The organism is Streptomyces sp. NPDC096132, from assembly GCF_044763345.1.
GTDB lineage: Bacteria > Actinomycetota > Actinomycetes > Streptomycetales > Streptomycetaceae > Streptomyces.
In genome coordinates this window covers 261,507-275,405 of the sequence record NZ_JBIWGA010000008.1, presented here as the reverse complement: position 1 = coordinate 275,405, position 13,899 = coordinate 261,507, and the positions used below count along the sequence as shown (strand labels likewise).

Here is a 13,899-nt window from a genome sequence, read left to right as displayed (position 1 = left end):
GATGAACAACTACGGAGGGTGCGCCGTGTCGCAGGGAGCCCGCCATCGGCAAGTCGTGGTCCGCCGCGCCGACCGTCCTGGCGACCTGGGTTGGGTGGTGATGGCTCACGGTGAGCTGTACGACCAGCAGTTCGGCTGGAACACCGACTTCGAGGCCCTGGTGGCCAAGATCGTCGCCGACTACGCGACAGGGCACTCCCCCATCACGGAGGCAGCCTGGATCGCCGAGGTCGACGGCGAACGCGCGGGCTGCGTGTTCCTGGTCGCCGACGACCGACCGGGGGTGGCCAGGCTGCGCGTCCTGCTCGTCACGCCGACCGCCCGGGGCCTCGGTCTCGGCACCCGTCTCGTCGAGGAGTCCCTGACCTTCGCCCGCGAGGCCGGCTACCGGCGTGTGACCCTGTGGACCAACGACAACCTGGTGTCCGCGCGCAGGATCTACGAACACTTCGGCTTCACTCTCGTCGACGAGGAGCCCCACCACAGCTTCGGCCACGACCTCGTGGGCCAGCACTGGACCCTCGACCTCCACGACAGCCCAGCGTGAGGATGAACGCGACCGCGTCCCGCTGGACGAGCTACGCGTGCCACCAGGGGGTCACGGCCAGGTTGGCACTGGCCAGGGCTGTTCCAGAACTGGCCCGAGGGGAAGACTCCGTTCACCGAGTGGGCGGTGAACAACGACAGCATGGAGGAGGTCGCCGTCTACGTCGGTCTGCTCTGGCGTCTGACGGCAGGTCTGGCCCGCTATGCCATCCCGACGTACTACCGCGACGACGCCGAACGGACGTTGGGACACACACGGCAACCACGACTCCGTCATGGTGGCTGCGCCCGATGGTTCGCTGCCTCGGCTGGCTGACCTGACAGCGGACCATGCCCGCCGTATCGAGGCGTACGAACGGCAAGTGGACGACCTCGAGGACGTTCCCGACTTCCTGAGGGCGATGCCCAAGCTCGCGAGAGTGGACCTGGACACTCCCTGAACGTGCTCTTTCCGGGGGCAGCCAGAGGCAGGCGCGGACGGCGGGGCCAGGCGCCGAGCCGGGCAGCTAGCGCGCCGCCACCTGCCCGGCCTCCGTCGAGGCTTTCGCCTCCGACGACGTGATCACCTCGGAGCTTCCGTTCCCCCGGTCCATGAGGCCTCCGACGAAGGCGAGACCGAGGCCCGCGGCCGCGAGAGCCGCGCCAACCAGGGCGGGCGAGGCCCAGCCCCAGCCGGCCGAGATGGCAAGGCCGCCGAGCCAGGCGCCACCTGCGTTGGCCAGGTTGAAGGCGGAGTGGTTGGAGGCCGCCGCCATGGTCGGTGCGTCCTTCGCCTTGGCCATGAGCAGCATCTGCACGGGCGTGGTGACGAGGGCGCCCATCGCCCCCATGACGACGAGTGTCGCCAGGGCGGCCACGGCGCTGTGGACCGTGAAGTAGAACGTCACGAGCGACACCCCGAGCAGGGCGAGGCCTCCGTACAGCGTCGGGCGCAGGGCACGGTCCGTCAGCGGACCGGCGATGAGGGTGCCCAGGGTCATTCCGGCGCCGTAGAGAGCGAGAACCAGGGTGGTCGAGGAGTCGGAGAAGCCCGTCAGGTGCGTCAGGATCGGCACCAGGTAGCTGTAGACGGCGAAGAAGCCGCCGAATCCCACGACGGCGGTGGCCAGTCCGATGGCGACCTGCCTGTTCCCCATCGCCCGCAGTTCGTGACGGATGCCCGCCTGGTGGCCACGCGGCTGGTGGGGGACGAAGGCGGCCAGCGCGGCGAGGGCGATCAGACCGATGACGGCGACCGCGCAGTAGGCGTACCGCCAGCCCAGTTGCTGCCCGAGAGCGGTGCCGGCCGGGACGCCGACGATGTTGGCGATCGTGAGTCCCAGAAACATCCTCGAGACGGCGCGCCCGGCCCGCTCGGGGGCGACCAGTCGGGAGGCCACGACGGCACCCACGCCGAACAGCGCTCCGTGCGGGAGGCCCGCCAGGAAGCGCGCGGCGAACAGCAGTCCGAAGGTGGGAGCGAGGGCGGACGCGACGTTGCCGATCACGAACAGCCCGGACAACAGCAGCAGGAGCCGCTTGTGAGGGATGCGGGCGCCGATGCCCGTGAGCACGGGGGCACCGACGACGACGCCGAGCGCGTAGGCGGAGACGACGTTCCCGGCCTGCGGGACGGACACACCGATCCCGTCGGCGATCTGGGGGAGCAGCCCCATCGTGGCGAACTCGGTCGTACCGATGCCGAACGCGACGACAGCAAGGGACAGCAGAGCCAGTGGCATGGAGCGGGAGTACCTTTCAAGGGCGACGAACCGGATGCGGCGGAGCGGACGGGGACCGTTGTCGCCCTGCTCCGGTGGCCAGTCGCGCCGGCCGCCATCGCCCGGTGCGCCCCCCAGGACAGGGAAGGCCCACAACGAGTGCAGCAAGGACAGGAGCCCTCGCATTCCAAGATCGAGCCACAGGGGATATGGCCTGCGTCACACCCTGACGGCAGCCCGCGGCGCCGCTCGGCAACGTCAACGCGCTCCGTTTCGTACCCTGGCGGCATGCGCATGCGCCCCACCCTGAGCTGGACCCCTGTCGAGGGCCTGCCGCCGGGCACGACGGATCTGGAGCCGATCATCGAGGCCCTGGGCGCCGGCGGTCTGCTGGTGCTCAGCGGGGCGGGCATCTCCACGGAGTCGGGCATCCCCGACTACCGGGGCGAGGGCGGGAGCCTGAGCCGGCACACCCCGATGACCTACCAGGACTTCACCGGCAGCGCGCACGCTCGGCGCCGGTACTGGGCGCGCAGCCACCTCGGCTGGCGCACCTTCGGCCGCGCCCACCCCAACGCCGGGCACCGGGCCGTGGCCGCGTTCGGGCGGCACGGCCTGCTCGCGGGCGTGATCACCCAGAACGTCGACGGCCTGCACCAAGCCGCCGGCAGCGAAGGCGTCGTGGAACTCCACGGAAGCCTGGCCCAGGTCGTCTGTCTTTCCTGCCGCGCCCTCAGCCCGCGCCAAGAACTCGCGCGGCGACTGGAGGAGGCCAATGCGGGCTTCGAGCCGGTGGCCGCGGGCATCAACCCGGACGGTGATGCCGACCTCACCGACGAACAGGTCGGGGACTTCCGCGTGGTGCCCTGCACGATCTGCGGCGGCATCCTCAAGCCGGACGTGGTGTTCTTCGGCGAGACCGTTCCACCGCGGCGCGTCGAGCACTGCCGCGCACTGGTCCGTGAGGCGACCTCGCTGCTGGTGCTGGGTTCCTCGCTGACGGTGATGTCCGGGCTGCGGTTCGTCCGCGAGGCGGCCCAGGCCGGGAAGCCGGTGCTGATCGTCAACCGGGACCCGACCCGGGGTGACCGACACGCCCTGACCCGGGTCGAGCTCCCGCTGGGCGCAGCCCTCACGACCGTCGCCGCCCGGCTGAGCATCCCAGTCGAAGGCTAGGAGCTGTCCCGCCGACCATGCCTCCTGAAATGAGTTCAGGTGGCGGTGGGCCAGGTCCGCAGCAGAGCGGCGATCTTCCCGGCGGTGCAGGCAGGGTCGAGGAGCAGGTCCTTGAGGGCGACGGCATCCTCACGGGCGGGCTTGACGGGGATCCCGACGGCTTCGAGGTACATGACGCCGGTAGCGGCCGCGACGGCCATGTTCGACCGCTCCAACCAGCGGCACCGGCCGAGCGTGTGCACGAGGGCGGCGGCCTTGGCGTACGGGCCGTCGTAGATGGGCTGCTCGAACAGCTCGGCCCGGTGGCGGGCGACCGCCGAGGCGGGAACGCCGTAGTCGTCGGGGGCCGGATCGTTCGCCCCGGCGGCCTCGGCGACCTGCAGGATCCAGGGAACGTCGATGTGCAGTTCCATCAGGCCGCGCGCGCCCCCCGCGGCGCCTGCTGAGCTTCCTCGGCCTCGTCGAAGACCGCCTGGTGCTCGGTCAGGAAGCGGGCGGCCGCGTCCAAAGCACGGGCACGCAGGCCGCTGGCATCGTCCTGCACGAGCCTCGCGAGGTAGTCCCCGATGCTCAACCCCAGATCCGCGGCGCGCTTCTTGGCGAGTTCCGCCACGTCCTCGTCCACGCGCGCGCCCAGCTGTGTCTTTGCCATACCGGCATGGTAACAGCTGTTACCAAGCTCGGCCTCCTCGAAGCCGCACTGGACAACGCACCGCTGCGCAGCCGGGCACGCCGAAGCGGGCGACGCAGCTCTGGTGTCCCCCCAGACACCCACCGGCCCGCGGCCCCGCACCAACCCCGCCAGGCGGCAACCGCGCGCCCTCCGCGGCAGGGACGCCGGTCGGGTGCGGCTCCGCACGGCCGAGGCAATCGGCGGCGGAATTTCCCAGGGCCCGACCCGGTGCGGCCCGAATAACCAGCCCCTCACCCCGCACTCACGACGACACCCGTTCGGTGCGAGTTCATTAGCCTGTTCGCCGCCCCGTGACGATTCCTCCACCACCTCGATTCCCGCTTCCCTGACCTGTGCAAATGCCCGTGTTCAAGCGAGCGATACACCCGCCCGGGCGACGCGTGGGCAAGCCGTCCTGTTGCGGAGCTGACAGACCGTCGGTTGCCTCGTCAGTGGCGTACAACGCAGGCGCCGCACAGACAAGCCGGACGCTGCTCCGTTGGAGGGTTCTCGTGGGCAAGACACACATGGGTATGGGCATCGGCCTGATGGCCGGTGCTTTGGTTCTACAGATTCCAGTCGCTGCTGCCGCCGGTGACTCAGGTCTCGACATCCGCTCGCGGCAGGGCGCCCACGGCTCCACGGTCACCGTCAGCACCACCGCCTGCGGCGCGGACGTGACGTACGGCAAGGGTCAGTCGGAGGTGGCAGGGGCGTTCCACCTCTTCGAGGGCGAGAGCAAGGGTGTGCTCACCGGCGAGTTCACCGTGCCGGAAGGATCTTCGTCCGGCACCGACACCGTCACCGTCAAGTGCCCGCCCCGGATCAGGATCACGGATTCGTACCAGCTCGGGGCACACCAGCCCGACGGTGCCGTCGAGGCCGGTTTCGGACCCACAGGGAACACAGCCGGGCAGCTCGCTCTGGGCGCAGCGCTGGTCGCCGCAGCCGCAGCCGGGAGCTTGGTGAGGATGCGTCACCGCTCGAACATGAACCGAAACTGACCGCCCGCATCCCCCGAGCGGCTCCCGGAACTCCTCTCCCGGGAGCCGCGAGGAACCAATCGCCTCCCCTCCCCCTCCCCGCTGCGAGCAAAGACCCGACCGCGATGGCCCCCACGCACACCACCAAGGCTTCCTCTTCCTCGTTCATCCCTTCGGCCAGGCTTCTGGCCTGGACACTCGTGGCAGGTACCGTGCTGGTGACCGGCGCGCTCCACGACGAGCAACCACCACAGCCTTCAGCAGGCCAGGCCCTCTTCCCCCTCTCAGGCCCCTCGGCCCACCGCACCGGCACCCCAGCAGACCCCGCGGTCCCTCCGCTCCCGCCCGCACAACCACTCCGGCTCCGGATCCCCGCCATCAACGTGAACGCCCCCGTCACCAACCTGCACCTCGACTCATCGGGGGCACTCGAGCCCCCGCCCGCCGACCACCCCAACCTCGCCGGCTGGTACAGCGAGGGCACGGCGCCGGGCTCCGCCGGGACAGCCATCACGGCGGGCCACGTGGACCTGCGCACCGGCACCCCGGGCGTCTTCTACTTGCTCGGCGCCCTGACCAAGGGCAACACGATCGAGATCAGCCGCACAGACCAGCGCACAGCCGTGTTCACCGTCGACGCCGTAGAGGTCTACGACAAGGAACGCTTCCCGAGCCAGAAGGTGTACGCCAGCTCCGAGCGGGCCGAACTCCGCCTGATCACCTGCGGCGGCGGCTACGCCAAGCAGACCGGTTACCGGGGCAACGTCGTGGTCTACGCGACACTCACCGCGGTCAACTGAGGTCAGAGCACCAGCCCGAGGCGATGGTCGTGGCGTGAGCCACCGGCTCCCGCAATTAGGTGCATCTGGGCGTTAACGTTGCTTTTGAGGTGATTATGCGCGCGAGGTGGAGCTGAGGCCGTGGCTTTTCGCGGAATCCGCCGGTGGCGGTGAGTCCATGCCCTCTCCCGAGCCGACTCCGGAGTCCGAACCACGTTCCTGGGCACCTCTGCTGGCGGTGTGCGCCGGGTATTTCATGGTCATCCTGGATGTGACGATCATCAACGTCGCCGTTCCGGTGATCGGCCGGGAACTGGCGGCCTCGCTCACCGGCATCCAGTGGATCACCGACGGATACACCCTCGTCTTCGCCGGGTTCCTGCTGACCGGCGGCGCGCTGGGCGACCGGCTGGGCAACCGCCGGGTCTTCTGCTGCGGCGTGGCGGTGTTCACCCTGGCCTCGGCCGCGTGCGCGCTCGCGCCCAGCGCCCCCTTCCTGATTGGGGCCCGGCTGCTGGAGGGGCTCGGCGCGGCGCTGATCGTGCCCGGCTCCCTGGCCCTGCTCCAGCAGGCCTACCCGGCGTCGGCCGCACGCGCGCGAGCCTTCGGGCTGTGGGGTTCGATGGCGGGCATCGCGGCTTCCGCCGGTCCTCTGCTCGGCGGGCTGCTCGTCTCGACGGCGGGCTGGCGCTGGGTGTTCCTCATCAACCTGCCGGTCGGCGCGGCTTGCCTGGCACTGACGCTGCGGCACGTGGCCCCCTCCCCCAGACGCACCGACCGGGCCCTGGACTGGCCGGCGCAGTGCGCGGTCGTGGCGGCGGTTGCCCTGCTGACCGCAGCCCTCAACGAGGCCGGACGGCGCGGCTGGTCGGATGCGGCCGTGCTCGCAGGCATGGGCCTGGCCGCACTCGCCGCCACGGCCTTCGTGGTGCGCGAGAGGCTCGCCCGCTCCCCCGCCCTGCCCCTGAGCCTGCTGCGCTCCCGCGCGATGAGCGGCGGAGCCGCTATCGGCCTGCTGTTCAACTTCGGCTTCTACGGCATGATCTTCACCGCCAGCCTGCAATTCCAGCACGAGCGCGGCTTCAGCGCCCTCGGCACCGGACTGGCACTGTTCCCGGCGGTGGGGATGACCATGTTCGCCTCGGTCCTGTCCGCACGGCTGACCCGCCGCACCGGCGACCGTCCGCTGGTGGTCTCCGGCATGCTTCTGGCCGCCCTGGGCCTGGCCGGCTGGGCCGTGGCGGGAGCCGATGCCGCCTACCCGCTGCTGGTGGCCCCGCTGATGGCCGTCGGCTTCGGCACCTCCTTCGCCCTCACCGGCTCAACCGCCACCGTCATGGGCGCCGCCCCCCAGGCCTACTCGGGGGCCGCCTCCGCCCTGTTCAACACCACGCGCCAGATCGGCAGCGCCACCGGCGTGGCCCTCGGCGGCAGCCTGCTCGCCACGGCCACCGACTACAACACCGGGCTGACCATCAGCATGGCGATCGGCGCACTCGCCTACTTGGCCGCCGCAGCCCTGGCATGGAGGTGCGTGCCGGCGAAGCCCGGGCACAGGGTGTCTTGAGGCCGCCGGGCCCGCCTCGCCGGCTGGGCGGAAATGGTCCTTCGACAGGCACGTACCGCGTGAACCTGGCGGGCCGGACTGGCGCCGCCCGTCGCCGCGCAACCAGAGCGGCCGGGGGAGCCCGGCCGCCGCGGCCCCGGCAACGGTGTTCAAGCCTGGCGAGTCCGCCCAGGCGCACCGACGTGCGGTCACCGCACCCTACCTCGTCGCGGACGCCCTCGACCGGGCCGGCGCCCGCTTCGAGAAGGGAACCAGCGCCGGTGGCGCTACGTTCCTTTGGCGTGGAGGAAACGCGCCTAGACACTGCTCGGATCCGAGCGGCTCGCCGGGTGATCGACCCGGTCTTTCTCGACACTCCGCTGTACCGCTGCGAGGCTCTGGAGCCCGCCCTCGGGTGCACGGTGAGCATCAAGCTCGAAACGGCGAACCCGGTCCGCTGCTTCAAGGCCCGCGGCACCGAGGTGGTCGCGAGCCTGCTGGCGGAGAGGGGCTCGCGAGCCGCGGTGTGCGCGAGCGCGGGCAACCTCGGCCAAGCCCTCGCGTGGTCCGGCCGCGGCCGGGGGCTCGACGTCACCGTCGTGGCATCCCGCTTCGCGACTCGGGCCAAGCTTGATCGCATCCGCGCACTGGACGCCAGGTTGGAACTGGTGGACGGTGACCACGAGCTGGCTCGCGAGCGGGCGGCCGCCATCGCACGGTACGACGGCATCCGGCTGGTGGAAGACAGCCTGGACATCGAGACCTGCGAGGGCGCGGCGACCATCGGCCTGGAACTGGTGGACACCGCCCCGTCGTTCGACACCGTCCTGATCGCTCTCGGCGGCGGGGCGCTGGCCACCGGCGTGGGGCATGTGGTGAAGGCATTCGCACCGGAAGTCGAGGTGATCTGCGTCCAGCCGCTGGGCGCACCGGCGCTGACACACTCGTGGCGCAGGCGACGTGTCGTCACGACCGACTCGACGAACACCATCGCTGACGGCGTCGCCGGCCGCCGCCCCATCCCGGCCGTCCTGGACGACCTCCTCCTGGTCGCTGACGACGCCGTCCTGGTCCATGAGGCGTCGATCATCGCCGGTATGCGGATGCTCCTCGACCACGCCGGCCTCGTCGTCGAGCCTTCGGCCGCACTCGGCATCGCGGCGATCCTCGAAGACCGTGACCGCTTCGCCGGCCGACACGTCGTCACCATCGTGTGCGGCAGCAACGTCGACGTGGACGCCTACCACCAATGGGTCGGCGCGGCTCCCCTCCAGCATTGATCGTTCAGGCGAGGCAGTGGGCGAGCAGCCACCGCGCTTCGTGTGCGGACAGGGTCAGCGAGTCCTCGTTCCCGGCATCGATGACCAGCACCACTTCATCGGTCGGCCAATGAGCGGCCAGCTGCCGCAGGGTGACAGGCCGGTAGCAGGGCACCTGGGGGAAGGCCCTGAGCAGCCGCTCCTCCGAGGTGAAGACCATCACCGAGGGGGCGAAATTCACGCTTTCGACCACCGGCAACACAAACCGCACGAACTCCCTGCGGTCACGCGTGTATCGGATCCCGCTGACCGCAGGGATCAACACATCACAGCCCGCCAGCGCCTCCAAGGCCCGGCTGTCGGGCGCCCTGGCAAGATCACGCAGAGCGTCACGCGCCACTGCCTCGAAGAGTTCGGCGGGGATCTCTGTCATGACGCCACACCTTTGCTGGACGAGCCCGCCACTCGATAGACCCCGTCTACCCGCGATCGGCCCGATCATGCGGGGCGCCGGTCTCTGCCGTACGGGTCGTGGGGGCACTGAGGCGAGGTAGGCCGGTGGAACAGTTCCTCGGTCCGGTTACAGCTCGGGGGTCGGCTCGGCGTCAGGTACGTCGAGGTCCGCCCAGCCGAGGCGTCATGTGCGGTCTACGTCCATACCGTGGAAGACGTCGGGCATGAGAGGTTCCTCGACCTGGGCGAGTTCCCATCGCACGACGCCGACGACGGGGAAGAAGATTTCGGCCGACTCGTTGCAGATGTGCCAGGCGGACTGCCTCGTCGCAGCAGCGGGGGCACGCATCTGCGGTTCGAGCGCCTGAGGATCGGATCGAACTCCTGATGCGGTCGATCGGGCGACCGCAGGTCACGGCTGCCGGTGACCAGGTTTCGGCGTACTGATCACACCCGCCTTCTACGACCCGCCCTCGAAGAAGCCGGACTTCAGGTCCCCGATGATGGCGTCGAGTGGATGCCCACTGACGATGAACGGTCCGCTCCAGGGCCCACTGAGTGCGAAGAGCAACGCCAGGCTCAGCCCGACCACACTCGCAATACCTACGATGAGCAGCGACGTTCGCAGGCTGCTGCGGAAGACCAGTGCGCCGGAGTTCACGATCAGGGCCAGTCCGCTGACCACAAGCGTGACGACGTAGAGCCCGGGAACGTCGCGCGAGGCGGCCGCGACGCGGGCGCGACGACTGCTGGTGACACCGTCCAGGGAAACCACCAGTTCCGTGCCTGTCGGGGTTCCCACATCGGGCCGGGCCGCCTCGGCGCGCACACTCCGCTCCAGCCGTGCGATCGCGCGAGCGGTGGCCGGGTCGTCACCGGACGCCGCTGCTGTGCCCTCCCACTCCCCGGCTCGCGTGGTCCGCAAGTAGTCCAGCAGGGCCGCATGGATCGGCTCCGACTGGACTCGCGGACTTGTCGCCGCCCATGCCAGGCGGGAGGCCGCGGCCGCTTCGTCGCTTACCAACCCCTCGGCTGCGCGCAGATAGCCGGCCTCGCTGGCCAGTGAGAGTGCCGCAAAGATCGCGAAGGCGGCGCCGAGTGTCGGCATCAGGGGCGTGGCGATCTGCGGCACCCGATCCCGTTCCCCGACCGGTACGAGCGCCCGGACGCCGACCCGCGCCACGGCCGCCACCAGCAAGGCGAGAAAGAGTCCGCCCAAAACCAGCACCACCGCCGGCAGCGAGGTCAACCAGTTCACCGCATCACCCACAGAGCGTTCCCGCGAGCGCCCCACGGCGGCGGCACATCGGCCCCCGCGACCTGGAGCTCCTCATCGATCACTTTTAACGAACGCTCCATGATCACAGGACGAAGCCCTTTGATGCTCGCGACGCCCGGCACGGCATCTCTTTTCATTTGGCCAAACAGCCGAATTCGGCCCAGTACGAGCCCGTATTTACGACTACCGCCGCGCCTGGGCTGCCCCGAGTACGCGGGATGAGGAAAGTGCGGTGATCGCGAAGAATCTGCGGGCAAGCGAGCGGTCGGCCGAACGCTGGCGGCGTGCCTGGCGGGAAGGCGGGATGGACGCCCTCGCCTCCACGGCCCCGACGACCGGTTCTGGCCGGGATCAGAGCACTGATCGCCTGGAAGTTCTGGATCGACTGCTTGTCGGCCGGGGTGTGGCGGCTGATGCACCGGCACGGCTGGTCCTGGCAGGGTCCCGCCCGGCGGGCTGTGGAGCGCCACGATGCTTCAGTACGCTGCCGCTGTTACGGCGCGGCTCGCTGGGCAACAACGCCTTCATCGACGACGACCACCTCGAACGCACCAGTTACGGCCCGACCTGATGGACGGCTGCCTCGCTGGCACCGAACTCACTCTCATCCGCCGGCCGACAACAATTCAGTAGCCCAGTAGGCCAGTTACGAGGACCACGGGACTACATCCACCGGAGGTGTGCAGCCGCGTATGCTGCGGCAAGGTGACGGGAGACATGCATGCGTAGGTCTGGTATCCAGGTGCTGACCTGGGGTTCCGCGTCAGTGTGGATGATGACGGCCGTGGCAGCGTGCGCTCACCCGAGTTCGGCGGCGAAAGACGCCTCCCAGAGCGCCTCCCAGGACTCCTCCACGTACACCTTCCAGTTGCAGAAGAGCGATCTCCCCTGGAGCGGCAGTCCCAGTCCGTACAACGCCGAGGTGAAACTCGATGACGGTCGCCGGGTGGCCATGTACTACCGCCGGGGTCAGGGGCTCGTCGAGCAGCACTACAGTCCTCGGGCGAAGGCCTGGACCAAAGCGAAGGTCATCCATCACACCAAGGCCGACGCATGCCAGGGCATCGAGCTCCGGGCGAACGGCGGAACCGTCGCGGCGATCGCGAACTTCGGCCCCTATTGCTACGACGGCGAGCCCCCGGCCGAGTCCATTGCCGCCGTCGGCACCGGCGGCCTGACCAAGTGGGACGTCAACGTCACGAAGGATTTCGACGGCTGGGAGCGGGCCTCCGTCTCCGATGACGGGAGTGAGGTCGTCTTCAGGAGGGACGTCACCCTCCGCTGGAGCCGTGCCGACGGGTTCGGCGATCAGTGACCGGCCTTCAGCGCACAGGTCATGGTCAGCAGTCTCCGAACCGTCGCCGGCTGCCGACATGTCGCCGCCCGCGACGGGTTCTGGTGGCTCCGCTTCGCCGTCGGCCGTAACCAGTACTCCAGCCGTAGATCGTGATCTTCATGGCTGGGCGGCTTGTCGGCGGTAGTTGCTGTGGCGGGCGCGAGCTTGGTGGCGTCGGCGCCAGGTGGACCAGCGAAGTCGTTGGGCCAGGTCGCGGGCGGGTTGGGCGATCAGGGTAGTGAACAGGCGCTGGATCTCGTTGCAGGTGAGCGGGACCAGTCCGTCGGGGCTGGTCCCGTCGTCGGACTGGGCCTGGTTGCGGCGTTCGAGGGCGGTGGTGACGGCGAGGAAGGCGTGGGCGAGCAGGGCCAGGGTGACCCACCGGTGCCAGGAGTCCCAGTGGCGCACTTGGTGCTCGTCCAGCCCCGCCAGTCCCTTCGAGCTCTGGAACGTCTCCTCCACCGTCCAGCGGCTTCCCGCGACCTTGACCAGCGTGGACAGCGGCACCGGACGGGGCGAGTAGCAGCGGTACTAGGCCAGTTCGCCGGTGCTGCGTTTGCGGCGGATCATAAGGTGTCGATGGCCCGTCGGTTCGCCCGTGGTGATGGCGACCAGTGCCCAGTCGTACCAGCGGTGCCCCTTCGCGCCGCGTCCGGCGGACAGTTTCTGCCAGGCCCGGCGAGGGATGCGCTTGGCCAAGTGGTCGGCACGCTGAGGGCCGGCCGGGGTGGGGACGCGGTAGGTGCAGGAGACCGCGAGCACGTAGCCCAACTGTCTTGCCTCCAGGGCGGTGCGCAGGTTCGGGTTATCGCCGTAGACCTCGTCGCCAGCCGCCCACGCAGCTGACACTCCGGCGTCCAGGGCGCGTTCGATCATCTGCTGACCCAGATGCGGCTTGGTCGCGAAGCGCGGTCGATGGCGGCGTGCCCGTGCCGGGAGGTGTGGGTGAGGTACACCGCGACTTGCGCGTTTTCGATCCTGACCGCGGTGCCGCTGTACTGGCGTTGCACTCCCACAGTGTGGGTGCCCTTCTTCAGGTCGCCGGTCTCGTCGACCACCAGCACCGCCTGGTCGTCCGCCAGGTGCTCCAGCACGAAGCCGCACAGGTCGTCACGGACCAGGTCGGCGTCCCACTTCGCCCGCCCCAGCAGGTGCTGCAACCCGTCCGGCGTGGCGTCCCCGACATGCTCTGCGATCGTCCAGCAGTTCTTGCGCGGCAGGTCCGCCAGGAGCCCGAGTATCAACTGCCGCACCCGATGCCGAGGTTCGACCCGCGCGAACCGGGCTCGCGATCCGACCCATCAGGCCCTCGAACACTTCCTGCCAACCGGCAGGGTCTACGCTGTGACCTGCGGCCACCGCATGATCATCTGTCTTCACACACCGATGATCAGCGGTGGCCGCACGCGTTCCCACGGCAGCCCCCACCAAAGATCAGGATCGTTGGCCAGGTAGTGGCGGCCGACCTGGCGACACAGATTAGAGTCCTTCAAACAGTCAAGGCGTCCGGAGACGGGGCTGCGCTACTTCCGTGCTTCGGTCGCGAGCGTGCGGGGTTCGCCCGCAGTCCCGGGCCAGGAGGACATGTGCAACGCGGCGAAGTCTGGTGGGTCGAGTTCGACGAGCGGCGGCCGGTCGTACTCCTGTCGGGAGACGAGGCGCGCGGGTTCCGGGCGATGCAGGTCGTCGCTCCGGCTGACGTCGACATCAGCGGTCTGGGAGTCGAAGTGGCAGCAGGAGCTACGGAAGGACTGCCCTTCGAAGGCGTGCTGCGGTTCGGCTTCTCGCATCCGGGCATCACCCCTTGCACCTGGCTGACCACACTGTCCCGGGACGACCTGATCGGGCAGGCGGGCGTCCTGTCCTCCGCGAAGCTCAGTGCGATTGAGGATGCGCTCCGTCTCAGTGAACAGGAGAAGGAGTGGACCCCAGCTACGGCTGCGAAGCTCAGCGACATCAGGGACGCCCTCCGTCTCGGCGAGCTCAAGTAGGCGGAGAAAGAACGGCCTCCCTGACAGCCCGGCCGATCTCGTCGAGATGATCAACGGTGTCCCCATCTACCCCTCCGGGGCGCCACCCGCAAGATCACGATCTACGGCTGGAGTACTAGACATGACGAGAGCCCCAGCGGAGGGTGCGTTCGAGGTGGTCGTCGTCGGTGATGCGGTG

15 protein-coding genes and 1 pseudogene are annotated in these 13,899 nt (G+C 69.4%); 9 read left to right on the top strand and 7 right to left on the bottom strand.

Going from position 1 to position 13,899, the window contains the following annotated elements:
* Nucleotides 1-25: 25 nt before the first annotated feature.
* A complete protein-coding gene (locus tag ACIRF9_RS21235; protein WP_403824241.1) occupies nt 26-547 on the top strand; it encodes a GNAT family N-acetyltransferase in 522 nt (173 codons plus the stop codon).
* Between the two features lie 505 nt (nt 548-1,052).
* On the opposite strand, the gene ACIRF9_RS21230 is transcribed toward ACIRF9_RS21235, so the two are convergent.
* Complete coding sequence (locus ACIRF9_RS21230) at nt 1,053-2,267, bottom strand: MFS transporter (RefSeq protein WP_403824239.1); 1,215 nt, start codon at nt 2,265-2,267, stop codon at nt 1,053-1,055.
* A gap of 267 nt (nt 2,268-2,534) precedes the next feature.
* On the opposite strand from ACIRF9_RS21230, the gene ACIRF9_RS21225 reads away from it, so the two are divergent.
* Nucleotides 2,535-3,422 carry an NAD-dependent protein deacetylase gene (locus tag ACIRF9_RS21225; RefSeq protein ID WP_403824236.1) on the top strand — a complete coding sequence of 296 codons (888 nt, stop codon included), beginning with the start codon at nt 2,535-2,537 and terminating at the stop codon, nt 3,420-3,422.
* 35 nt (nt 3,423-3,457) lie between these two features.
* Here ACIRF9_RS21225 and ACIRF9_RS21220 read toward each other — a convergent pair whose 3' ends face one another.
* Together ACIRF9_RS21220 and ACIRF9_RS21215 are read right to left on the bottom strand one after the other, a co-directional pair.
* Entirely contained in the window at nt 3,458-3,835 is a 378-nt protein-coding gene (locus ACIRF9_RS21220) for a fic family toxin-antitoxin system, toxin component (RefSeq protein ID WP_403824234.1), read from the bottom strand.
* On the bottom strand, nt 3,835-4,074 hold the full coding sequence (locus tag ACIRF9_RS21215) for a hypothetical protein (RefSeq protein ID WP_403824233.1): 240 nt from the start codon (nt 4,072-4,074) through the stop codon (nt 3,835-3,837). Before ACIRF9_RS21215 ends, ACIRF9_RS21220 begins: the two co-directional genes overlap by 1 nt.
* Nucleotides 4,075-4,628: 554 nt before the next feature.
* Between ACIRF9_RS21215 and ACIRF9_RS21210 the strand changes: the two genes are divergently transcribed.
* The 4 genes from ACIRF9_RS21210 (at nt 4,629) to ACIRF9_RS21195 (ending at nt 8,683) form a co-directional block, all read left to right on the top strand.
* A complete protein-coding gene (locus ACIRF9_RS21210) occupies nt 4,629-5,099 on the top strand; it encodes a sortase (RefSeq protein WP_403824230.1) in 471 nt (156 codons plus the stop codon).
* Nucleotides 5,100-5,203: 104 nt separating this feature from the next.
* Nucleotides 5,204-5,878, top strand: coding sequence for a class F sortase (locus ACIRF9_RS21205; RefSeq protein ID WP_403824227.1), 675 nt, complete (start codon nt 5,204-5,206; stop codon nt 5,876-5,878).
* Between the two features lie 157 nt (nt 5,879-6,035).
* Nucleotides 6,036-7,424, top strand: coding sequence for an MFS transporter (locus ACIRF9_RS21200; RefSeq protein ID WP_403824224.1), 1,389 nt, complete (start codon nt 6,036-6,038; stop codon nt 7,422-7,424).
* Between the two features lie 281 nt (nt 7,425-7,705).
* Complete coding sequence (locus tag ACIRF9_RS21195; protein WP_403824221.1) at nt 7,706-8,683, top strand: threonine/serine dehydratase; 978 nt, start codon at nt 7,706-7,708, stop codon at nt 8,681-8,683.
* Nucleotides 8,684-8,687: 4 nt separating this feature from the next.
* On the opposite strand, the gene ACIRF9_RS21190 is transcribed toward ACIRF9_RS21195, so the two are convergent.
* Nucleotides 8,688-9,095 carry an SseB family protein gene (locus tag ACIRF9_RS21190; RefSeq protein ID WP_403824219.1) on the bottom strand — a complete coding sequence of 136 codons (408 nt, stop codon included), beginning with the start codon at nt 9,093-9,095 and terminating at the stop codon, nt 8,688-8,690.
* 480 nt (nt 9,096-9,575) lie between these two features.
* Nucleotides 9,576-10,373, bottom strand: coding sequence for a hypothetical protein (locus tag ACIRF9_RS21185; RefSeq protein ID WP_403824216.1), 798 nt, complete (start codon nt 10,371-10,373; stop codon nt 9,576-9,578).
* A 305-nt stretch (nt 10,374-10,678) separates the two neighbouring features.
* Between ACIRF9_RS21185 and ACIRF9_RS21180 the strand changes: the two genes are divergently transcribed.
* Both ACIRF9_RS21180 and ACIRF9_RS21175 read left to right on the top strand, forming a co-directional pair.
* Nucleotides 10,679-11,035 (top strand): winged helix-turn-helix domain-containing protein, encoded by a 357-nt coding sequence (locus ACIRF9_RS21180; RefSeq protein ID WP_403824213.1) that lies wholly within the window; start codon nt 10,679-10,681, stop codon nt 11,033-11,035.
* A gap of 80 nt (nt 11,036-11,115) precedes the next feature.
* A complete protein-coding gene (locus tag ACIRF9_RS21175; RefSeq protein WP_403824210.1) occupies nt 11,116-11,709 on the top strand; it encodes a hypothetical protein in 594 nt (197 codons plus the stop codon).
* Between the two features lie 138 nt (nt 11,710-11,847).
* Here ACIRF9_RS21175 and ACIRF9_RS21170 read toward each other — a convergent pair whose 3' ends face one another.
* Together ACIRF9_RS21170 and ACIRF9_RS21165 are read right to left on the bottom strand one after the other, a co-directional pair.
* Nucleotides 11,848-12,237, bottom strand: coding sequence for a hypothetical protein (locus tag ACIRF9_RS21170; RefSeq protein WP_403824208.1), 390 nt, complete (start codon nt 12,235-12,237; stop codon nt 11,848-11,850).
* Between the two features lie 24 nt (nt 12,238-12,261).
* Nucleotides 12,262-12,983 (bottom strand): annotated as a pseudogene (locus ACIRF9_RS21165) (IS701 family transposase).
* A gap of 333 nt (nt 12,984-13,316) precedes the next feature.
* Between ACIRF9_RS21165 and ACIRF9_RS21160 the strand changes: the two are divergent.
* Nucleotides 13,317-13,721, top strand: a complete 405-nt coding sequence (locus tag ACIRF9_RS21160) for a type II toxin-antitoxin system PemK/MazF family toxin (protein WP_403824205.1) — start codon at nt 13,317-13,319, stop codon at nt 13,719-13,721.
* Nucleotides 13,722-13,899 lie beyond the last annotated feature (178 nt).